This window comes from Janthinobacterium leeuwenhoeki, assembly GCF_051380795.1.
Classification (GTDB): Bacteria; Pseudomonadota; Gammaproteobacteria; order Burkholderiales; family Burkholderiaceae_D; genus Janthinobacterium.
Genome location: NZ_JBNYXT010000028.1, coordinates 53,831 through 70,671 on the forward strand (window position 1 = coordinate 53,831; position 16,841 = coordinate 70,671).

Sequence of the window (16,841 nt, forward strand, 5' to 3'; positions counted from 1 at the left end):
ACCCGCAAGCGATTGCGGGTTTTTTACTATCCAACTACGATTAAACATCTCATCGGCGGCACCACCGTCGGCCCGCACGCGGGCGACAGGTGAACGATGAAGCGGTGAAATCGCGCTGGCCATCGAAATGGGCTGCGACGGCACCGATATCGGCAAGACCATCCATCCGCACCCGACCCTGGGCGAGTCGATCGGGATGGCGGCTGAAGTGTACGAAGGCGTGTGCACGGACTTGCCGCCACCGCGCAAGCGCTGATAAAGAGTTAACTTTCAGTAGGAAAAACCGGGACATGTTCCCGGTTTTTTTATTTCCCTTGACCTGCAGCATAGTAAAACGTGGCGCAGCGGTGTCTTGTGAAAATTGGTGAGTATTGCCGTGTGGAAAAAGTGGCAGAATGGAGGTCTGTAACCATGTTTTGCTTTTGCTTCAACGGAAGCGTGTAATTTTTCCAGGAATGTTGCCAGCGTGGGATACGGTCAAAATTCCGCTGTACTGAGAAAGTTTTGCAACGATGAAAAAATTTACCGCCCTGCATATTGCCGATGTCCGTTTGCGCCGTGCTGACGAGCAAGAGCAAGCCGTGATGCTGCATGCCTTGTACCAGGATGTGGCCGCTATCCTGGCGGCGGGCAAGAAGATCGATGCGATTTTCTTCACGGGCCAACTGGTGGCGCCCGATGCCTGTGCCGGCACGACGCCCGTGTACGTCTACGAATACTTCCTGCGCCCCTTGCTGCAGGCGGCCAGCTTGCCCGGCGCGCGTTTCTACCTGGTGCCGGGCCGCCGCGCGCAGGGTGTCGCGGCTGCGGCGCTGGGCAATGCCGGCTTCAGCTTTTTCTCCGCCGATGAGCACGCCAGTGCCGGGCAGCGCGCGCACTACAAGAATATCCATGCCGTGTTTCATGGCCACCAGCATACGGGCGATGCCAGTTCGCTCATGAAGTCGCTGGGCATCCTGTTCAAGAGCAATCCCGGCAGCCTGTACGGTGCGCATGGCCAGATGGCGGCGTTTGCTGTGCTCGAGTTCGACACGGGCGCGGCCGATGGCGGTGCGGCAGGCACGCAGTGGACGGTGTCCCTGCGCGAGTTCGATGACGTGAGCAAGAGCTTCGCCCTGTCTGTGCTGTACACGCCGAATGGCCAGGAAACGGGGCAAATGGATGCCGAGTATGTGTTTGCCACCTTGCTGCCACAGTTGGCAGGCGAGCGCGCCTATCTCGATGGCTTGCTGGGCAAGGCGGGCGCGCAGCAGCGTGAGGACGCCGGCGTGGCTGCCGATGCGCGCGCATTCCTGATCGAACTGGCGTTCGTGATGTTCGAAGCCAAGTCGGTATTCCTCGGCGAGGCGGAGCTGGAGCGCTTTGCCAGCGATTATTGTGGCGTTAAGGGATGGAGCATGGCGGCAGAGGACTGGCTGGCGCCGCTGTATGCGCATGGCTTGCTGTTGCGGACCGACGGTCAGGCGGCGTTTGCCTTCGATTACTTCCGCACCTATTTCCTGGCGCAGCGCTTTGAAACCTCGTTCGACCTGATGCGCTATGGCCCGGATCGCTACGATGAAAGTGAGTCTTCACTCGGTCTCGATGGCCCGTCGGCAGCCCAGCCTTTCCTGCGCTCGCTGGGCTTGAGCGATGAGCACGCCGAAGCGGTGCTGCAGGAAGGCTGCAGCCGCCCTGGCTGACTTGCGCTTCAGGCCGTCGCGCGTCAGTCCGCGAGCGGCTGGCGCAGGGTGCCGTGCAGGAACAGGTCGAGACTGACTGTCACCTTGGCGCGCAATTGCGCCACATCCGGTTGTGCCTGTGGCGGAAACAGCAGGCGCGACATCTGGTCCCCCAGCAGGCAGTTGAGCAGGTGCAGCGCCAGGATGGATGGCGTCAACCCCGCGCGAAACAGGGGCGCGATGTCGGGGCGGCTGAAAAACCGGGTCAGCATCTCGCGCGTCTGTCCCGGTCCCACCTTGTAAAACGTTTCCGCCAGTTCCGGATGCGTGGCCGCTTCGGCCACGACCATGCGATTCAGGCGGATCGCCGCCGGCATGGTGACCAGTTGCACGAACAGCAGGCCGAACTCTCCCAGGATGGTGGCCAGGGGCCGCATATCCGTTTCCAGCGCCGGCATGGTCGAGAAGTAGGCGGCGCGGCGCAATTCCACCACGGCATTGAACAAGCCCGACTTGCCGCCAAACTTCACATAAATCGTGCGCACGGCCACATGGGCTTCGCGGGCGATCATTTCCAGGCTCACCTTCCCATACCCTTTTTCCAGAAACAGGCAGCCGGCCGTGTGCAGCAGGTTTTCCATGCGCGCCTCCATGTCGGCCGCGCGCGGGCGGCCAGCTGGCTTGCCGCAGCAGGAAAGCTCCTGGGCGGCGTCGCCGGATTCTGTATCGGTAGGCAAGGTATCGCTGAGGCCGGGATCGGACATGGTCTGGGTCTCTTTATAAGGTGGAAGGTAAGTGATGGCTCACACTGTAGTGCAAATTAAAATGAAATGCAATCGTTTCATTTCTTGACTTTGGCTTTTCTTTGTCCAATAATGAACCTATATCATTTCATTTTCGGAGCGAGTATGTCCAACCAGCCAGGCCAGGCAGAGCACACGGTGCTGAGCGCCGTCCCACCCGCGGCCCCTTCTGCACCTTCCGCGCCCGCCGCTTCCGCCAGCTCCGCCCCCCCGAACAACCGCGTCAAAATCATCGCCGGCCTGATTGTCCTGGTCGCGCTGGGTGCCGGCGCGCGCATGTGGTACCGCAGCCACTATTTCGTGGAAACGGAAAACGCCTATGTGGCTGGCCACGTGCATCCCGTCTCGGCACGCATTTCCGGCGTCGTCACCAAGGTCTTCATCGACGACAATCAAATGGTGAAAGAGGGCGACGTGATCGCCGAGCTCGATCCATTCGACCAGCGCGTGAAAACCGAGCAGATCGCCGCGCAGATCGCCAGCGCCGAGCAGCAAGTGCTGCAAGCGGATGCGCAAATCGCGCAAGTGCAGGCGCAAGCGAGCGCCGCCCAGGCGCAAGTGGCGCAAGCCGACGCACAATTGCTGCGCGCAAAACAGGATGCCGAGCGTTATGGCCAGCTGTACACGAGCCAGATGAAAGCCGTCTCGAAAGCGGAACTGGACGCCGCCAACGCGGCCCGTTCCAGTGCCGTGGCCGATCTGGCCGCCCGCCGCGACAGCGCTTCGGCCGCGAAGGCGCAGATCGGTGCGGCGCAAGCTGCGCGCGATGTGGCCAAGGCACAAGTGGCCGTGCTGCGCGTGCAATTGAAGGACGCGGAACAGCAGCTGCAATACAACCGCATCCTGGCCCCCGTCGCCGGCCGCATCGGCAAGCGCAACGTGGAAACAGGCATGCGCGTGCAGCCTGGCCAGCAATTGACGGCCATCGTGCAGGATAACGTCTGGGTCACCGCCAACTTCAAGGAAACCCAATTGGCCGACCTGCACCGGGGCCAGAGCGTGCACGTGAGCATCGACGCCATGCCGGGCAAGAAACTGCTAGGTACCGTGGACAGCTTTGCGCCTGCCTCGGGCGCGCAATTCGCGCTGCTGCCGGCCGATAACGCCACCGGCAACTTCACCAAGATCGTCCAGCGCGTGCCCGTAAAAATCGTCTTCCAGCCGGAAGATATCAAGGCCATGAATGGTCGCCTGGTGCCCGGCATGTCGGTGATCGCCGAAGTGGAAGTGAATCAGCCCGAGCCTGCGCAGGACAAGGGCGCGCGCCACGCCGCCGCGCCAGCTGCTCCTGCCGCCCAGACCAGCGCCCGCTAAGTTTCCATGAGCAGCCCTTCCACCACGCTGGCGAAGCCGCCAGCGTTTCCCGTGATCGACGAGAAAGTCTCCGGGCGCACCTGGCTGGCGGTCGCCGCCGGCATGCTGGGCGCCTTCATGGCGGTGCTCGACATCCAGATCACCAATTCCTCGCTCAAGGATATCCTTGGCTCGCTGTCGGCCACCCAGGAAGAGGGCTCGTGGATTTCCACCGCCTACCTGGTGGCCGAAATCATCGTCATTCCCCTCACCGCGCTGCTGGCGCGCGTGTTTGGACTGCGTACCTACATGATCGGCACCACCGCTTTCTTCCTGCTGTTCTCCACCCTGTGCGGCGCGGCCTGGAACCTGGAAAGCATGATCGTCTTCCGCATGCTGCAGGGGTTCACCGGCGGCGCGCTGATACCGATGGCGTTCACCCTGGTGATGCTCAAGCTGCCGCCGTCGAAGCGCGCCGTCGGCATGGCCATCTTCGGCCTGACGGCGACCCTGGCGCCGGCCATGGGCCCGACTCTGGGCGGGTACTTGAGCGAGCTGTATGGCTGGCCTTCAATCTTCTACATCAACTGGGTGCCTGGTGTGCTGCTGATCGCCGGCATGATCTATGGGCTGGACAAGGAGCCGCTGCAACTGAAGCTGTTCTGGAAGGCCGACTGGCTGGGCATCTTCTTCATGGCCCTGGGCCTGGGCTGCCTGACCATCTTCCTGGAGGAGGGCAATTCGAAGGACTGGTTCGACTCCGGTTTCATCATCGCCTTTGCCGCGCTGGCCCTGACAGGCATCCTGGGCTGGGTTGTCACCAGTACCACGCGCGCCGAACCGTTCGTCAACCTGGCTTTGTACGGCCAGCGCAATTTTCTGGTCGCTACCGTGCTGTCGGCCGTGACGGGCATGGGCCTGTATGGCTCGGCCTTTTTGCTGCCCCTGTTCCTGGGCCAGATCGCCGGCTACTCGCCGATGCAGATCGGTGAAGTCATCATGTGGGTGGGCTTGCCGCAGTTGTTCATCATGCCCTTCGTTGCCAAGCTGTCGTCCGTGGTGGATAACCGCATCCTGTGCTCGATCGGCCTGCTGCTGTTTGGTGGCTCATGCATGATGAATGCTTACATGGATGCGTCCACCGGCTACGACCAGCTGCTGTGGTCGCAGGTGGTGCGTGCGCTGGGCCAGCCTTTCGTCATGCTGACCCTGTCGAACTTTGCCATGAAGGGCATCGCGCCGAAGGATATGGCGTCCGCATCGAGCCTGTTCAACATGACGCGCAACCTGGGCGGCTCGATCGGCATCGCCTTGCTGGCCACGGCCCTGAGCACCCGCGAGCACTTTCACTCGCAGCGCCTGGGTGAAGCGATCAATGCCTATTCCAGCGCCACGCAGCTGCGCATCGACCAGCTGACGTCCTCGTTCATGGCCAAGGGCTATGACGCCGTCACGGCTGGCAACCAGGCCTTGCAGGCGATCGACGGCATCGTGCGCCGCGAAGCGTATGTGATGGCTTACAACGATGGCTTCTTCCTGATCGGCGCCATCCTGCTGGCCTGCATCGTGCCCCTGTGGCTGGCCGATAAACTCAAAGCCCCCGGTGGCGGTGGCGGCGGTCATTGACCGCGCACGCACGCACCTCAAGAACAAGAAGGTATACATCATGCAAACAGTATTGACGAAAATCGCGCTGGCCGCTTCCCTTGCCGTGGCGCTGTCCGCCTGCGGCACCGTGGGCCAGGATTTCACCGCCCCGGCGAACGTGGCCGGCAGCGACACCTTCCGCCATGGTGCGGCCGCGGCGGATGCCGCCCAGCTGCCGAAGCAGTGGTGGAGCATCTACGGCGATGCGACCCTGGACCGCCTTGAGCAAAGCGCGCTGCAGGACAATCCCGGCGTGAAAGCGGCCGGCGAGCGATTGCTGCAGGCGCTGGCGCAAAGCGGCACGGCGCGCGCCAACCAGGGCCCGAGCGTCAACGTCAGCACGGGCATCTCGAACTCGCGTACCTCGGCCAACACCTCGCAGGGCCTGGCGCTGGGCAACCGCTCGATCAGCGGCAACAATTTTTCCGTGGGCGGCTCGCTGTCGTATGAAGTCGACCTGCTGGGCCGCGTCAAGCGCATGGTCGAAGCGGCTGACTCGCAGGCGCTGGCGGCGCAGGCCGACCGCGACGGCGTGCTGCTGATGCTGTCGGCGCAAGTGGCCAGCAATTACTGGCAGCTGCGCGGCCTCGACGCGGAAATGGCCATCCTGAATGGCGCATTGGACACCCGCCGCGAGTCGGCGCAGCTGGTCGAGGCGCGCTTCAATGCGGGCTTGACGAATGAGTTGGACCTGGCGCGTGCGAAAGTCGAACTGTCGAACGCGCAGGCCGACCTGCATGAAGTCAAGCGCCAGCGCAATCAGCTGGAAAACAGCCTGGCCACCCTGACGGGCAAGCCGCCGTCGGCGCTGCAATTGCCGGTGGCCGCCGAGCCTTCCAGCTTGCCGCTGCCGCCCGCCATCCCCGTCGGCCTGCCGGCCAGCCTGCTGGCGCACCGTCCGGACCTCGTTTCGAGCGTGGCGGGCCTGCGCGTGGCGAACGCGCAAGTGGGCGTCGCCGAAGGCGCGTTTTATCCGTCGCTGCAATTGACGGGCAATTTCGGCTACGCCTCGGAAAAGCTGCGCGACCTGGCGCAGGGCGGCTCGCGCCAGTTCAGTTTTGGTCCGCTGGCCCTGTCCCTGCCGATCTTCGACGGCGGCCGCAACCAGGCCAACCTGGATTTGAGCAAGGCGCGCTATGCGGAAGCCGTGGCGAATCACGAAACCAAGCTGCTGACGGCCTTGCGCGAAGTGGAAGACGCTTTATCTGACGTGGAGCAGCGCCAGTTGCAGGGCGACGCCCAGGCCCTGTCGCAGGCAGCGGCGGCGCGCGCCTACCTGGTGGCGCGCACGCGCTACGAGCGCGGCATCTCGACCTACCTGGACGTGACCGATGCGCAGCGCAGTTCGCTGGCAGCGGACCGCGCCGCCGTGCAGATCAAGACCCAGCGTCTGCTGGCAACGGTCGCCGTAGCGAGGTCTCTCGGCGCAGGCTGGCAGCCGGACGGCGAGCTGGCGAAGCTGGCGTCCGCGCCAGCGGCGAAGGTCAACTAGTACGACGATTACGTGAGCGTGGCCGGTGGCGGTGTCGCCGCCGGCCCGTAGCGTTCCAGCAGAAAATCGATGAAGGTCGTCAGCTTGGGCGTGGGCTGGCGGTCGCGCGCATACACGAGGTGCATGGGGCGCGGCGGCGGCACGTAGTCGGCCAGCAGCGGCACCAGCCTGCCGGCGGCGATATCGCTGGCCATCAGGATCTCCGCCTGCATGACGATGCCGAAGCCGTGCAGGGCCGCCACGCGCAATGCCTGTCCATTGTTCGAGCGGAAGCGGCTCTCGCGCACGGGGCTGCCGTCGTCGTCGCCGCTCCTGGCCAGGCGCCAGCGCACATGGCGCGTCCACTGCATGAAATCCAGGCATTCGTGGCGCGCCAGGTCGGCCGGCGTGCGCGGCATGCCGTGTTTGGCCAGGTAGGCGGGCGCGGCGCAGATCACCATCGCATACGGCCGCAGCGCGCGCGCCACCATGGCGGAATCTTCCAGCCTGCCGATGCGGATGGCCGCATCAAACCCTTCTTCCACCAGGTCTACCGTCCTGTCGTTCAGGTTCAGTTCCAGGCTCACTTCCGGATACGCATCGAGGTAGTCGGCCAGCAGCGGCGCGATGCACTCGCTGCCGAACGACACGGGCGCCGTGATTTTCAGCTTGCCGCGCGGCGCCGTGCGCATGGCTTCCGCGCCACGTTCGGCCGCATGGATGCTGGCCAGGATCTGGCGGCACTGTTCCACATACTGCTGGCCGATTTCCGTCAGGCTTTGCCGCCGCGTGGTGCGCGCCAGCAGCCGCGCGCCCAGCCGCTCTTCCAGGTATTTGATGTGCTTGCCCACCATCACGGGCGAAATCTGGAACGCCTCGGCGGCGGCCGTGAAACTGCCCGCATCGACGACGGCGACAAAAATCTCCATGCTGCGCAATTTATCCATGGGCACCTTGATTGCAAATTGTGAGTTAGTAATCCTGTAAATTCTAGCGTATTTATTCCTTTTTGGAAGCGGCGCATACTGGCTCCATCGTTCAACCCACACAAGGAAGCAGCATGAAAATCGTCATCATCGGCGCCAGCGGCACCATCGGCACGGCCGTCGCCGCCCAACTGGCGCAACGCCATGAAATCATCGAAGTGGGCAGCCGCAGCGGCACGCACCAGGCTGACATGGGCGATATCGCGCAAGTGCGCGCCCTGTTCAAGCGTATCGGCAAGATCGACGCCGTCGTCGTCACGGCCGGCAAGCTGCATTTCGGCCCCCTGGCCGAATGTACGCCCGAGCAATTCCAGCTGGGCCTGGACAGCAAGCTGATGGGCCAGGTCAACGTGGCGCTGGTGGCGCAGGAATACCTGAACGACGGCGGTTCGATCACCCTCACCAGCGGCATCGTGGCCGAGCAGCCGATCCGCTTCGGCACGGCCGCCACGATGACGAATGCGGCCGTGGAAGGTTTTGTGCGTGGCGCCGCCATCGAGTTGCAGCGCGGCGTGCGCATCAATGTCGTCAGCCCCACGGTGCTGGCCGAATCGCTGGAAGCGTATGGCCCCTTCTTCCATGGCTTCGAACCGGCCGCCGCCAGCCGCGTGGCGCTGGCTTACAGCCGCAGCGTGGAAGGGGCGCAGACGGGGCAGGTGTACAAGGTCTGGTAGGCCAGCGCTGCAGGCGGGGGCGCTGGTGGATTACAATCTGAGGCTGTTTGAAAAGACGCTGCCTCAATTTGGGGTCAGACCCGCCGGGTCTGACCCCAGCACTATCCAAAGGTCCCCATGAAAAAACTCCTGATTCCCCTGCTGATGGCCGCCGCCGTCGGCAGCGCCTGCGCCGCACCAGCAAGCCCCGCAACGGTGCAACAACTGACGGCCATGAGCGCCCGCTACGCGCCCGTCGCGCTGAGCGCCGATGTCACCCACCTGTCCGCGGGCGACCGCCAGGCCATCGCCAAGCTGGTCGAAGCGGCCAAGCTGGTCGACGTGCTGCAACTGCGCCAGCGCTGGTCCGGCAATGAAGCGCTGTGGACGGCCCTGAAGAAAGACAAGTCGGCCCTGGGCCAGGCCCGTTTGAATTATTTCTGGATCAACAAGGGACCCTGGTCGGTGCTCGACGCGCACGCCTCGTTCATGCCGGCCAGCTACGCCGGCATCGCCATTCCCGCGCACAAGCCGGAAGCGGGCAATTTCTATCCGCAAGGCGCCACCAAGGCCAGCCTGGAAACGTGGATGAACGGCTTGCCAGCGGACGACAAGCAGCAGGCGCAATGGTTCTTCACGACGATTCGCGCGGGCAAGGATGGCAAATATCAAACCGTCAAGTATTCGGATGAATACAGGGTGGAGCTCAAGCAACTCGCCAAGCTGCTCGACGAGGCCGCCGCCGCCACGGACAACGCATCGCTGAAGAAATTCCTCACCCTGCGCGCCAAGGCTTTCCTCGACAACGATTACCTGCCGTCCGACTTTGCCTGGATGGACCTCGATTCGCCCGTCGACATCACCATCGGCCCGTACGAAACATATAACGACGAGCTGTTCGGCTACAAGGCCGCATTTGAAGCCTACGTGAACATCCGCGACCAGGCGGAAACGCAAAAGCTCAATTTCTTTGCCAAGCACATGCAGGAGCTGGAAGACAACCTGCCGCTGGATGCCCAGTATCGCAACCCGAAAGTGGGTGCGCTGGCGCCGATGGTGGTGGTCAACCAGGTGTATGGCGCCGGTGACGGCAACATGGCCGTGCAGACGGCCGCCTACAACTTGCCCAACGACGAGCGCATCATCAGCGCGCGCGGCTCGAAGCGCGTGATGCTGAAAAACGTGCAGGAAGCCAAGTTCAAGGCCACCCTGACGCCGATCTCGAAACTGGTGCTCACGCCCGAAGCGCAGCAGGACGTGGATTTCAATTCCTTCTTCACGCACATCCTCGCGCATGAAATCATGCACGGCCTGGGCCCGCACGCCACCGTCGTCGACGGCAAGCCATCGACGCCGCGCCAGGACTTGAAGGAAGCGTATTCGACCATCGAAGAAGCCAAGGCCGATATCACGGGCTTGTTTGCGCTGCGCTACATGATGGACAAGGGGCAACTCAACGATACCCTGGGCCAGGGAGACGTGGCCGAGCGCAAGCTGTACAACACTTTCCTTGCCTCCGGTTTCCGCACCCTGCATTTCGGCCTGACGGATTCGCATGCGCGCGGCATGGCCATCCAGATGAATTACATCCTCGACAAGGGTGGTTTTGTGTCGCTGGGCGATGGCAAGTTCGGCGTCGATTTTTCCAAGATCAAACAGGCCGTGATCGACCTGGACCGTGAATTCTTGACCATCGAGGCGACGGGCGATTATGCGCGCGCGCAAGCGATGATGAGCAAGTACGTGGTCATCCGCCCTGAAGTGCAAGTGGCGCTCGACAAGATGAAGGCCGTGCCCAACGATATCCGCCCGGAATTCGTCACGGCCCGCGCTCTGGATCACGCGGCGAAGAAATAAGCCTGAGCTTGATATTTGTCAGTCTAGAAAGCCGGCCATGTGCCGGTTTTTTTCGTCTTTATTTATGAAAAGTTGCCAGTTTTTCCTTGTGGAAATATTTTCACCGCTTACTCTGCAGTAGTACATCCTCCTTTCTTCCCATCGATCCCATGCCGAATCCGTTCTTGCTGATGAGCTTGCTCATGTCTCCTGTGCCCGCCGTGGCTGCTGCCCAGCTCACCGCACTGGAAACCCGCTGGCTGCAGGCGGGCCAACCCGTCATTGCGTTTGCGCGTGCGCAAGGTTTGCCCATCGATATCATCGTGCAGCCACAGGATGCGCCCGGCGCCGTGCCGCTGGCGCTGGGCTACGAGGCAGGGCGCTGCAAGCTGGTGCTGTCCTTGCGCGGCAATGCGCAGGCGGACAGTGTCTTGCCGGACGTGCCAGCCACGCGCCATGGCCTGATGATGGAAGCGATGATGGCGCATGAGATCGGCCATTGCCAGCGCTATGCGCAGGGCGACTGGCATGCCTTGCCGCGCGGTTTTATCGAGCCATCCAGCATGCAGCGCGGCAAACTGACACCGCTGGCGCAGGAGCTGCGCGAGACGCGCCGCGAAGAGGCCTATGCGGACCTGGTGGCCCTGGCCTGGATGCATGCACGCCACCCCGGGCAGTACCAGGAGGTGCTGGCGTGGATACGGGGCGTGCGAGCCGGCAACGAGGCGGCAGGCGGTTCGCACGCCACGCAGGCATGGCTGGCGCTGGCGGATGGCGCAGGCGCATTTGATGAGTCCGCTTCACCATTTGAACAGGCGCAAGTATTGTGGCGGAAGGGCTTGAGCGGCGACAAATAAATGATGATTTTTCCGCGGATGGCCTGTCAGCGTGTGCTGTCGCACGGAGCTTTGCGTCTGGCAGGGGTCTAATCTGGGTATCACTAACCAGAGAGGAACCATCATGAACAAAATGATCGCACTCATACTGGCAGCCAGTGCCAGCGCCCTGCTTGCCGCCACGCCCGCGTATGCGCAGGATGCCTCGTACAAGAGTACGACAGACAAGGCGACGGCCGACTACAAACAGGCCAAGGCCGCTTGCGATGCCCACAGCGGCAACGCCAAAAAAGTCTGCGTGGAAGAAGCCAAGGTGGCGCGCGCCAAGGCCGAATCGGACGCCGTGGCGCAATACCGTAACACCCCGCGCGAACTGGGCAAGGCCCGCAAGGACGTCGCCAATGCCGAGTATGACATGGCCAAGGCCAAGTGTGGCGACCGCACGGGCGCCGACAAAACCACGTGCATGAACGACGCCAAGGCGGCGAAAACGGCCGCGCTGGCCGATGCCAACACGGGCGCCAGGGCAGGCACCAACGTGGCGCAGAATCCGCCTGCCACCATGAAGGAAAACTGCGACGCCATGGATGCGACGGCCAAGGCGGCCTGCATGACGCGCAATGCGGCCGGCACCACCAAGATAGCCGTGGCCGACTCCGTCATTACCACCAAGATCAAGGCGGATCTCGTCAAGGACAATGACTTGAAGGCGCTCGACGTGCACGTGGAAACGGTCAACGGCGTCGTCATGCTCAGCGGCTTCGTGCCTTCCCAGGCGCAAGTGAAAAAAGCCGCCGACCTGGCGCGTGGTGTGGAAGGCGTGACGAATGTGAAGAATGGCTTGAAGGTGAAGTAATGTATGGGGTCAAACCCGCCGGGTCTGCCCCCATTTCACAAGCTTGAAGTCAGGACTGGCGCCGCACACACCGTTGCCCAGCCTACATGAAAAAGCCAGGCCCGCGCGAGCGGAGCCTGGCTTTTCAAGAAGCGTGCAGCAGGATTATTTTAAGTACTTAGCCAGCCAGCCCTCAACTTCGCTATAGAAGAAGCGGCTGTTCTCGCCCTTTAAAATCCAGTGGTTTTCATCCGGGAAGACCAGCAATTTCGCCGGCACGTTCAGGCGTTGTTGCACGGCAAAGTTCATCAAGGCATTGTTGGCTGGTACGCGGTAATCGAGTTCGCCCACGGTGATCAGGATGGGCGACGTGAAGCCCGTGCCTTTTTCATGGTTGCCCGCTTGCATGACCGGGCTTTGGTCGCGCCACACGGGCAGGTTCGACCAGACGGGGCCGCCCGCATTGGTTTCACGGCCGAAGCCGCCATCGCTGGTGCCCCATTGCATGATCAAGTCCATTTCGCCCGCATGCGAGACGATGGCCTTGTAGCGCGTGGTGGTCGCTTGCAGCCAGTTGGCCAGGTGGCCGCCGTAGCTGGCGCCGCCGGCGGCCAGCTTCGTGCTGTCGATAAATGGATATTTCTTGATGGCTTCATCGACGCCTTGGTTGACTTCGTCGCCCGGACCCTTCAATGGGTCGAACTGAATCGAGCGCGAGAATTCCTCGCCGTAGCCGGTGGAACCCTTGTAGTCCGTCAGCAGTACGACATAGCCCGGTTTGGCCAGCAAATGATAGTTCCAGCGCAGTACGAACTGGTCGCGCCACATGCTGGCCGCGCCGCCATGGATGACGGTAAACAGCGGGTATTTCTTGTTCGGATCGAAATTGGCCGGCTTGACGAGCATATTGTGGATCTGGCGGCCGTCGGCCGTGGTGAACCAGAAGTGCTCGGGCGCCTGCCAGTCGATCTTGCTCGCTTTCTCCGTGTTGAAGGCCGTCAGGCGCTTCGGCTGCTTGCCGTTGAAGGCATAGATTTCCGGCGGGTTGATGGCGGACTCCCACACGCCGACGACGGCCTTGCCGCCGCTGCTCAGCGAGTTGATGGTGCCCGTCGGCAAGGATGGTTCCTCGCGCACGTCGCCGCCCTTGGCGTCGATCGAGTACAGCTTTTCCAGGCCCGCATGTTCATAGCTGAAGAGGACGCGCTTGCCGCCTTCAGGCAGCACGAAGCGGGAGATTGAACGGTCCAGCTTGGCCGTCAGGATGGTCGGCGCAGGGTTGCTCATCGGCCAGGCAAAGCTGGCCAGGCGTTTTACGTCATACACTTTACCCGGTGTTTGCGCATCGCTGAGCGCGAACAGGGTCTTGCCGTCGGCCGCAAATTTCAAGGAGCCGTAGCTATGTTTGTCCTGCGTCAAGCGCTGTGCTTCGCCACCTGCTACGGGCAGCAAATACAGTTGCGAGTAGACGGCTTCGCGCTGGGCCGCATCGCGGTTGGTGGCGGCGTTGAAGACGACAGCCTTGCCATCCGGCGTCCAGACGGCGTCCAGCGATTGTCCCTCGTCGCCCTGGCCGCCGCCAAAGCCCGGCAGGGCGGCCAGTTGCGTGCCTGACAGGATGTCGCGCGGGGTTGCTGCGGCGTCGGCGTCGACGATGAACAGGCGCACCTGCTTGTCGGTCAGCCATTTGTCGAAGTAACGGGGCGCCGTCGTTTCATACGAGCGGGCGCTGACTTTGCGCTCCTTGCGCTCTTTTGCGCTTTGCTTGACGTCGGCTTCCGTCTTGTTGCCTGGATAGATATCGCTGATGAACAGCAATTGCTTGCCGTCCGGGCTCCATTTCGGCATGCGCGCGCCCATGGTGAGCGAGGTCAGGCGTTGTGCTTCTCCGCCAGCGGCCACGTCGAGGCGGTAAATCTGCCCCGCCTCGTCGCCGTCGCGCTTGGCAACGAATACCAGCTGGCGGCTGTCCGGTGACCAGGCTACGGCGCTTTCGCCACTCTTGGAATAGGTCAGGCGGCGCGCGGGGCTGTCATCAAGCAGCGACTTGATCCACAGGTCCGACCATTGCTCTTGGCTGGAGTAGGCGCTGTCGACAACAGAGAACACGGCCCATCGCCCATCCGGGCTGGCGACGGGCGCGCCCACCCGTTTCATCAGCCACACGTCTTCATGCGTGATGGCGTGCCTGGCATTGGTTTGCGTGGCGGCAACTGGCGATGCCGGCGTGGTATCGGCAGCGTGGATGGTCGTTGCCAGCGAGGCACAGGCCGCTGCGATCAGCAGGGAGCCGAGGGAACGGCGAAGACGGGGTGAGGTCATGGGCGTGGTCCGGTAGTGAAAAAAGTACAGCGGGCAACATTATTGCCCATGCTTTCATTCACTGCCAAGGCTGTGTACCGTTACTTACCAGGCCGGCGCACGCATGGCGGACGGACCTGGCGTATCCGATCAGTTAAACTTGCCGCTTTACTCACGCTGGCGCTGATTGAACATGAAAATTTGTCTACCCTTATTGAAAACGCTATTGCTGGGTGTGGGCGCGCTGCTTGCCAGTCCGGGTTTTGCCGCTGCCGCTGCACCGTACCCGAATACCAGCGCCATGGGCGTGGGTCACGCGGAAAGCACGGCCTGGTATGCGGGCTGCCTGAAGGTCAAGGATGCGGCGCCGCCACCGGCCGACCTGCCGGCCCCTTCCGCCGTGGCGTCCATGCAGCAATGCCAGGCAACGGATCTGTATTACGATACCAAGAGTATGTCCTCGCCCAAGCCGGCCGACTGGCGTCCCGCGCGCCATTGCGCCATGGCAACGCAGAACAGCGCCGTCTTGATGATGCTGTACCAGAATGGACAGGGCGTGCAGAAAGACCCGCTGCTGGCGCTGAAGTATGCGTGCAGCATCGATGCGGCACCGGCCGAGATGCGGGGCCGCATCGAACACTTGCAACAGATTAATGCCAGCGGGCGCGGCATGATCGACTTGTGCGACGACATCACCAGCGGCTACATGATGGGCGTGTGCAGCGCCATCGATGCGCGACAAAAGCAGCGCGTGCGCGCGCAGGCGACGGGCAAAGTCAGCGCAAGCATGCCTGCCGTGGCGCAAGCGTCGCTGCAAAAACTGCAGGCGGCGGCAAGCAAGTTTGCCGATGCGCGCGCGGCCAAGGAAACGGATTTGAGCGGCACGGCCCGCGCCGCCCTGAGCATTGCCGCCCGCACGGCCGAGCTCGACTTGCTGGCGCACGATGTGCGCGAGTACGAAGCGGGCAAGCTGCCGGCCAGCATGTCCAGGGAACAGGCGGCGGCGCTCGACAAGGAGCTCAACGCCATCTATGCCAAGCTGATGAAAAAGCCGGTGGAAACCCATGCGGGCGCCGTGGGCAAGGACGGCATCCGCGCCACCCAGCGCCTGTGGCTGGCGTACCGCGATGCCTGGATGAACTTTGGCGCCGTGCGTTATCCGTCCGTGACGAGCGAGACCTGGGCCGGCCGGCTGACGGCGCGCCGCAATGCGCAATTACAAGATTTGCTGGAGAATTGAAGCATGCGCGAAGCGTATTACCACGAAGATGATTTTTGCATGATCGAACTGTTGCCGCTGGATAATTTACAGCACTGTTTGACGCAGATGGGCGAGCAGCAGGCGTTCGCCGATGCGCACCGCAGCGGCGCCGGCTGGACGCAGATGTACGTGCCCGAGGCGCCGCCGTCGCAGATGCGCGCACTGGGCCTCACGGCCGATCAGCTGCGGCTGGCGCTGGCGGACGCCATGCCGCCGTATGACGCCGTGTGCACGGGCTACAGCACGTATCGCGTGGAATGCAAGAACGTGCTGGCCTTTGGCGGCGAGACGACGGAAACCCTGTTTGCGGGCCTGGATGACAAGGGCATCGTGGTAGATTTGTGGTGCAGCGACGCCATGCCCGAACTCTTGCTGCTGCCCTTGAAAGAGCAGCTCCTGCTGGCCGACTGGGGCGCAGGGTTTGCGTGCCCGCTGGCCGATGGGGAATTGTTTGCCCGGTATCTGCAAGAGTACGAACTGGACTGATCGAACTGAACTGATTACTCGCAGGCGATGGCGTTCGGCTGCGCCACCTTCACCACCGAGGCCAGGCGCGCCATGTCGTTGCCGTCGCCTTGCTCCACATACGGCTGATAGGTGTCGATGACGATGCGCGCACGTGCTTGCCAGCCGCAATTGTCGGCCTGGCGCGCAGGCACGCGCAGCAGCCGGCGCGCCTCGCCATCGTTGCTGAAACAAAACCACGCATCATGCGGCGCTGCAGGGCGGGGCAAACGGCCCCACTGCGCCTTGTCGGGCGCGAAGCAGACGCGGTTGCCGATGATTTCCAGGCTCATCTCGTCCGTGCGCGCGCTGTACTGGCCATCGAGCACGATGGGCGGCTGTGCCTGTGCCTGCGCGGACAGGCAGGCGGCGGTCAGGAGGACGGTGGCGGCAAGTTTCATGCGTTTCTTTCAGGGCTGGCAAGACGAAGCGCCAGTATAACCGCGAGGGCCGGAAACGAAAAAAGCCCATCCGTGAGGATGAGCTTTTTAGTACTGCGCATTCGTGGTAGGCCGTGCGGGATTCGAACCTGCGACCAACGGATTAAAAGTCCGCTGCTCTACCAGCTGAGCTAACGACCCGAAAGAGGCCGCATTATATATCAGTTGAAAAAGAATGCAAAGGCATTTGTTAGGCATTGTTAGCCCAAAGTAGTAATGTCCCCTTCGTGCAAAGTAGTAATGTCCCCTTTTGGGATAAACGGGCACGAAATCATGGTGACGCAGATGAGCGACAAGGAAGTGCTGAGATCCCA

The 16,841-nt window shown here is 62.5% G+C and carries 14 protein-coding genes, 1 tRNA gene and 1 pseudogene; 11 read left to right on the plus strand and 5 right to left on the minus strand.

Annotation, left to right across the window (positions count from 1 at the left end; all coding sequences use genetic code 11):
• Positions 1 to 103: 103 nt before the first annotated feature.
• A pseudogene (locus tag ACQ4WS_RS19380) lies at positions 104 to 256 on the plus strand (oxidoreductase dimerization domain-containing protein); the annotation flags it as partial.
• Between the two features lie 256 nt (positions 257 to 512).
• Entirely contained in the window at positions 513 to 1,682 is a 1,170-nt protein-coding gene (locus ACQ4WS_RS19385) for a hypothetical protein (RefSeq protein ID WP_436478699.1), read from the plus strand.
• A gap of 23 nt (positions 1,683 to 1,705) precedes the next feature.
• Here ACQ4WS_RS19385 and ACQ4WS_RS19390 read toward each other — a convergent pair whose 3' ends face one another.
• Positions 1,706 to 2,425, minus strand: a complete 720-nt coding sequence (locus ACQ4WS_RS19390; protein WP_436478700.1) for a TetR/AcrR family transcriptional regulator — start codon at positions 2,423 to 2,425, stop codon at positions 1,706 to 1,708.
• A gap of 144 nt (positions 2,426 to 2,569) precedes the next feature.
• On the opposite strand from ACQ4WS_RS19390, the gene ACQ4WS_RS19395 reads away from it, so the two are divergent.
• The 3 genes from ACQ4WS_RS19395 to ACQ4WS_RS19405 are packed head-to-tail and all read left to right on the plus strand — an operon-like array spanning position 2,570 to position 6,896.
• Complete coding sequence (locus tag ACQ4WS_RS19395) at positions 2,570 to 3,778, plus strand: HlyD family secretion protein (protein WP_436478701.1); 1,209 nt, start codon at positions 2,570 to 2,572, stop codon at positions 3,776 to 3,778.
• 6 nt (positions 3,779 to 3,784) lie between these two features.
• Positions 3,785 to 5,383: a DHA2 family efflux MFS transporter permease subunit gene (locus ACQ4WS_RS19400; protein ID WP_131688541.1), complete on the plus strand. Its 1,599-nt coding sequence runs from the start codon at positions 3,785 to 3,787 to the stop codon at positions 5,381 to 5,383.
• Positions 5,384 to 5,423: 40 nt separating this feature from the next.
• Entirely contained in the window at positions 5,424 to 6,896 is a 1,473-nt protein-coding gene (locus ACQ4WS_RS19405) for an efflux transporter outer membrane subunit (protein ID WP_436478702.1), read from the plus strand.
• Between the two features lie 8 nt (positions 6,897 to 6,904).
• On the opposite strand, the gene ACQ4WS_RS19410 is transcribed toward ACQ4WS_RS19405, so the two are convergent.
• Positions 6,905 to 7,822: a LysR family transcriptional regulator gene (locus tag ACQ4WS_RS19410; RefSeq protein WP_436478703.1), complete on the minus strand. Its 918-nt coding sequence runs from the start codon at positions 7,820 to 7,822 to the stop codon at positions 6,905 to 6,907.
• Positions 7,823 to 7,935: 113 nt separating this feature from the next.
• Between ACQ4WS_RS19410 and ACQ4WS_RS19415 the strand changes: the two genes are divergently transcribed.
• The 4 genes from ACQ4WS_RS19415 to ACQ4WS_RS19430 all read left to right on the plus strand — a co-directional run bounded on the left by ACQ4WS_RS19415 (position 7,936) and on the right by ACQ4WS_RS19430 (position 12,042).
• Entirely contained in the window at positions 7,936 to 8,535 is a 600-nt protein-coding gene (locus tag ACQ4WS_RS19415) for a short chain dehydrogenase (RefSeq protein ID WP_436478704.1), read from the plus strand.
• A 117-nt stretch (positions 8,536 to 8,652) separates the two neighbouring features.
• Complete coding sequence (locus ACQ4WS_RS19420) at positions 8,653 to 10,371, plus strand: dipeptidyl-peptidase 3 family protein (protein ID WP_436478705.1); 1,719 nt, start codon at positions 8,653 to 8,655, stop codon at positions 10,369 to 10,371.
• 182 nt (positions 10,372 to 10,553) lie between these two features.
• The gene (locus ACQ4WS_RS19425; RefSeq protein WP_436478706.1) at positions 10,554 to 11,207 is read left to right on the plus strand and encodes a hypothetical protein; all 654 of its coding nucleotides are present in this window, start codon (positions 10,554 to 10,556) and stop codon (positions 11,205 to 11,207) included.
• A gap of 103 nt (positions 11,208 to 11,310) precedes the next feature.
• Positions 11,311 to 12,042, plus strand: a complete 732-nt coding sequence (locus ACQ4WS_RS19430; protein ID WP_436478707.1) for a BON domain-containing protein — start codon at positions 11,311 to 11,313, stop codon at positions 12,040 to 12,042.
• 144 nt (positions 12,043 to 12,186) lie between these two features.
• On the opposite strand, the gene ACQ4WS_RS19435 is transcribed toward ACQ4WS_RS19430, so the two are convergent.
• Positions 12,187 to 14,343 carry a prolyl oligopeptidase family serine peptidase gene (locus ACQ4WS_RS19435; protein ID WP_436478708.1) on the minus strand — a complete coding sequence of 719 codons (2,157 nt, stop codon included), beginning with the start codon at positions 14,341 to 14,343 and terminating at the stop codon, positions 12,187 to 12,189.
• Positions 14,344 to 14,515: 172 nt separating this feature from the next.
• Here ACQ4WS_RS19435 and ACQ4WS_RS19440 point away from each other — a divergent pair, with 172 nt between their 5' ends.
• Positions 14,516 to 15,562 carry a lysozyme inhibitor LprI family protein gene (locus ACQ4WS_RS19440; protein ID WP_436478709.1) on the plus strand — a complete coding sequence of 349 codons (1,047 nt, stop codon included), beginning with the start codon at positions 14,516 to 14,518 and terminating at the stop codon, positions 15,560 to 15,562.
• Between the two features lie 3 nt (positions 15,563 to 15,565).
• A complete protein-coding gene (locus tag ACQ4WS_RS19445) occupies positions 15,566 to 16,069 on the plus strand; it encodes a hypothetical protein (protein WP_436478710.1) in 504 nt (167 codons plus the stop codon).
• Between the two features lie 14 nt (positions 16,070 to 16,083).
• On the opposite strand, the gene ACQ4WS_RS19450 is transcribed toward ACQ4WS_RS19445, so the two are convergent.
• Both ACQ4WS_RS19450 and ACQ4WS_RS19455 read right to left on the minus strand, forming a co-directional pair.
• Positions 16,084 to 16,488 (minus strand): hypothetical protein, encoded by a 405-nt coding sequence (locus tag ACQ4WS_RS19450; RefSeq protein ID WP_436478711.1) that lies wholly within the window; start codon positions 16,486 to 16,488, stop codon positions 16,084 to 16,086.
• Between the two features lie 104 nt (positions 16,489 to 16,592).
• Positions 16,593 to 16,668 (minus strand) — tRNA-Lys (locus ACQ4WS_RS19455).
• Positions 16,669 to 16,841: the final 173 nt, after the last annotated feature.

What these genes read in the sequence shown, in the direction of transcription:
- ACQ4WS_RS19390 (WP_436478700.1), bottom strand. Translation starts at nt 2,425, where the DNA reads ATGTCCGATCCCGGCCTCAGCGATACCTTGCCTACCGATACAGAATCC.
- ACQ4WS_RS19405 (WP_436478702.1), top strand. Translation starts at nt 5,424, where the DNA reads ATGCAAACAGTATTGACGAAAATCGCGCTGGCCGCTTCCCTTGCCGTG.
- ACQ4WS_RS19435 (WP_436478708.1), bottom strand. Translation starts at nt 14,343, where the DNA reads ATGACCTCACCCCGTCTTCGCCGTTCCCTCGGCTCCCTGCTGATCGCA.
- ACQ4WS_RS19445 (WP_436478710.1), top strand. Translation starts at nt 15,566, where the DNA reads ATGCGCGAAGCGTATTACCACGAAGATGATTTTTGCATGATCGAACTG.
- ACQ4WS_RS19385 (WP_436478699.1), top strand. Translation starts at nt 513, where the DNA reads ATGAAAAAATTTACCGCCCTGCATATTGCCGATGTCCGTTTGCGCCGT.
- ACQ4WS_RS19410 (WP_436478703.1), bottom strand. Translation starts at nt 7,822, where the DNA reads ATGGATAAATTGCGCAGCATGGAGATTTTTGTCGCCGTCGTCGATGCG.
- ACQ4WS_RS19450 (WP_436478711.1), bottom strand. Translation starts at nt 16,488, where the DNA reads ATGAAACTTGCCGCCACCGTCCTCCTGACCGCCGCCTGCCTGTCCGCG.
- ACQ4WS_RS19420 (WP_436478705.1), top strand. Translation starts at nt 8,653, where the DNA reads ATGAAAAAACTCCTGATTCCCCTGCTGATGGCCGCCGCCGTCGGCAGC.
- ACQ4WS_RS19395 (WP_436478701.1), top strand. Translation starts at nt 2,570, where the DNA reads ATGTCCAACCAGCCAGGCCAGGCAGAGCACACGGTGCTGAGCGCCGTC.
- ACQ4WS_RS19400 (WP_131688541.1), top strand. Translation starts at nt 3,785, where the DNA reads ATGAGCAGCCCTTCCACCACGCTGGCGAAGCCGCCAGCGTTTCCCGTG.
- ACQ4WS_RS19440 (WP_436478709.1), top strand. Translation starts at nt 14,516, where the DNA reads ATGAAAATTTGTCTACCCTTATTGAAAACGCTATTGCTGGGTGTGGGC.
- ACQ4WS_RS19415 (WP_436478704.1), top strand. Translation starts at nt 7,936, where the DNA reads ATGAAAATCGTCATCATCGGCGCCAGCGGCACCATCGGCACGGCCGTC.
- ACQ4WS_RS19430 (WP_436478707.1), top strand. Translation starts at nt 11,311, where the DNA reads ATGAACAAAATGATCGCACTCATACTGGCAGCCAGTGCCAGCGCCCTG.
- ACQ4WS_RS19425 (WP_436478706.1), top strand. Translation starts at nt 10,554, where the DNA reads ATGTCTCCTGTGCCCGCCGTGGCTGCTGCCCAGCTCACCGCACTGGAA.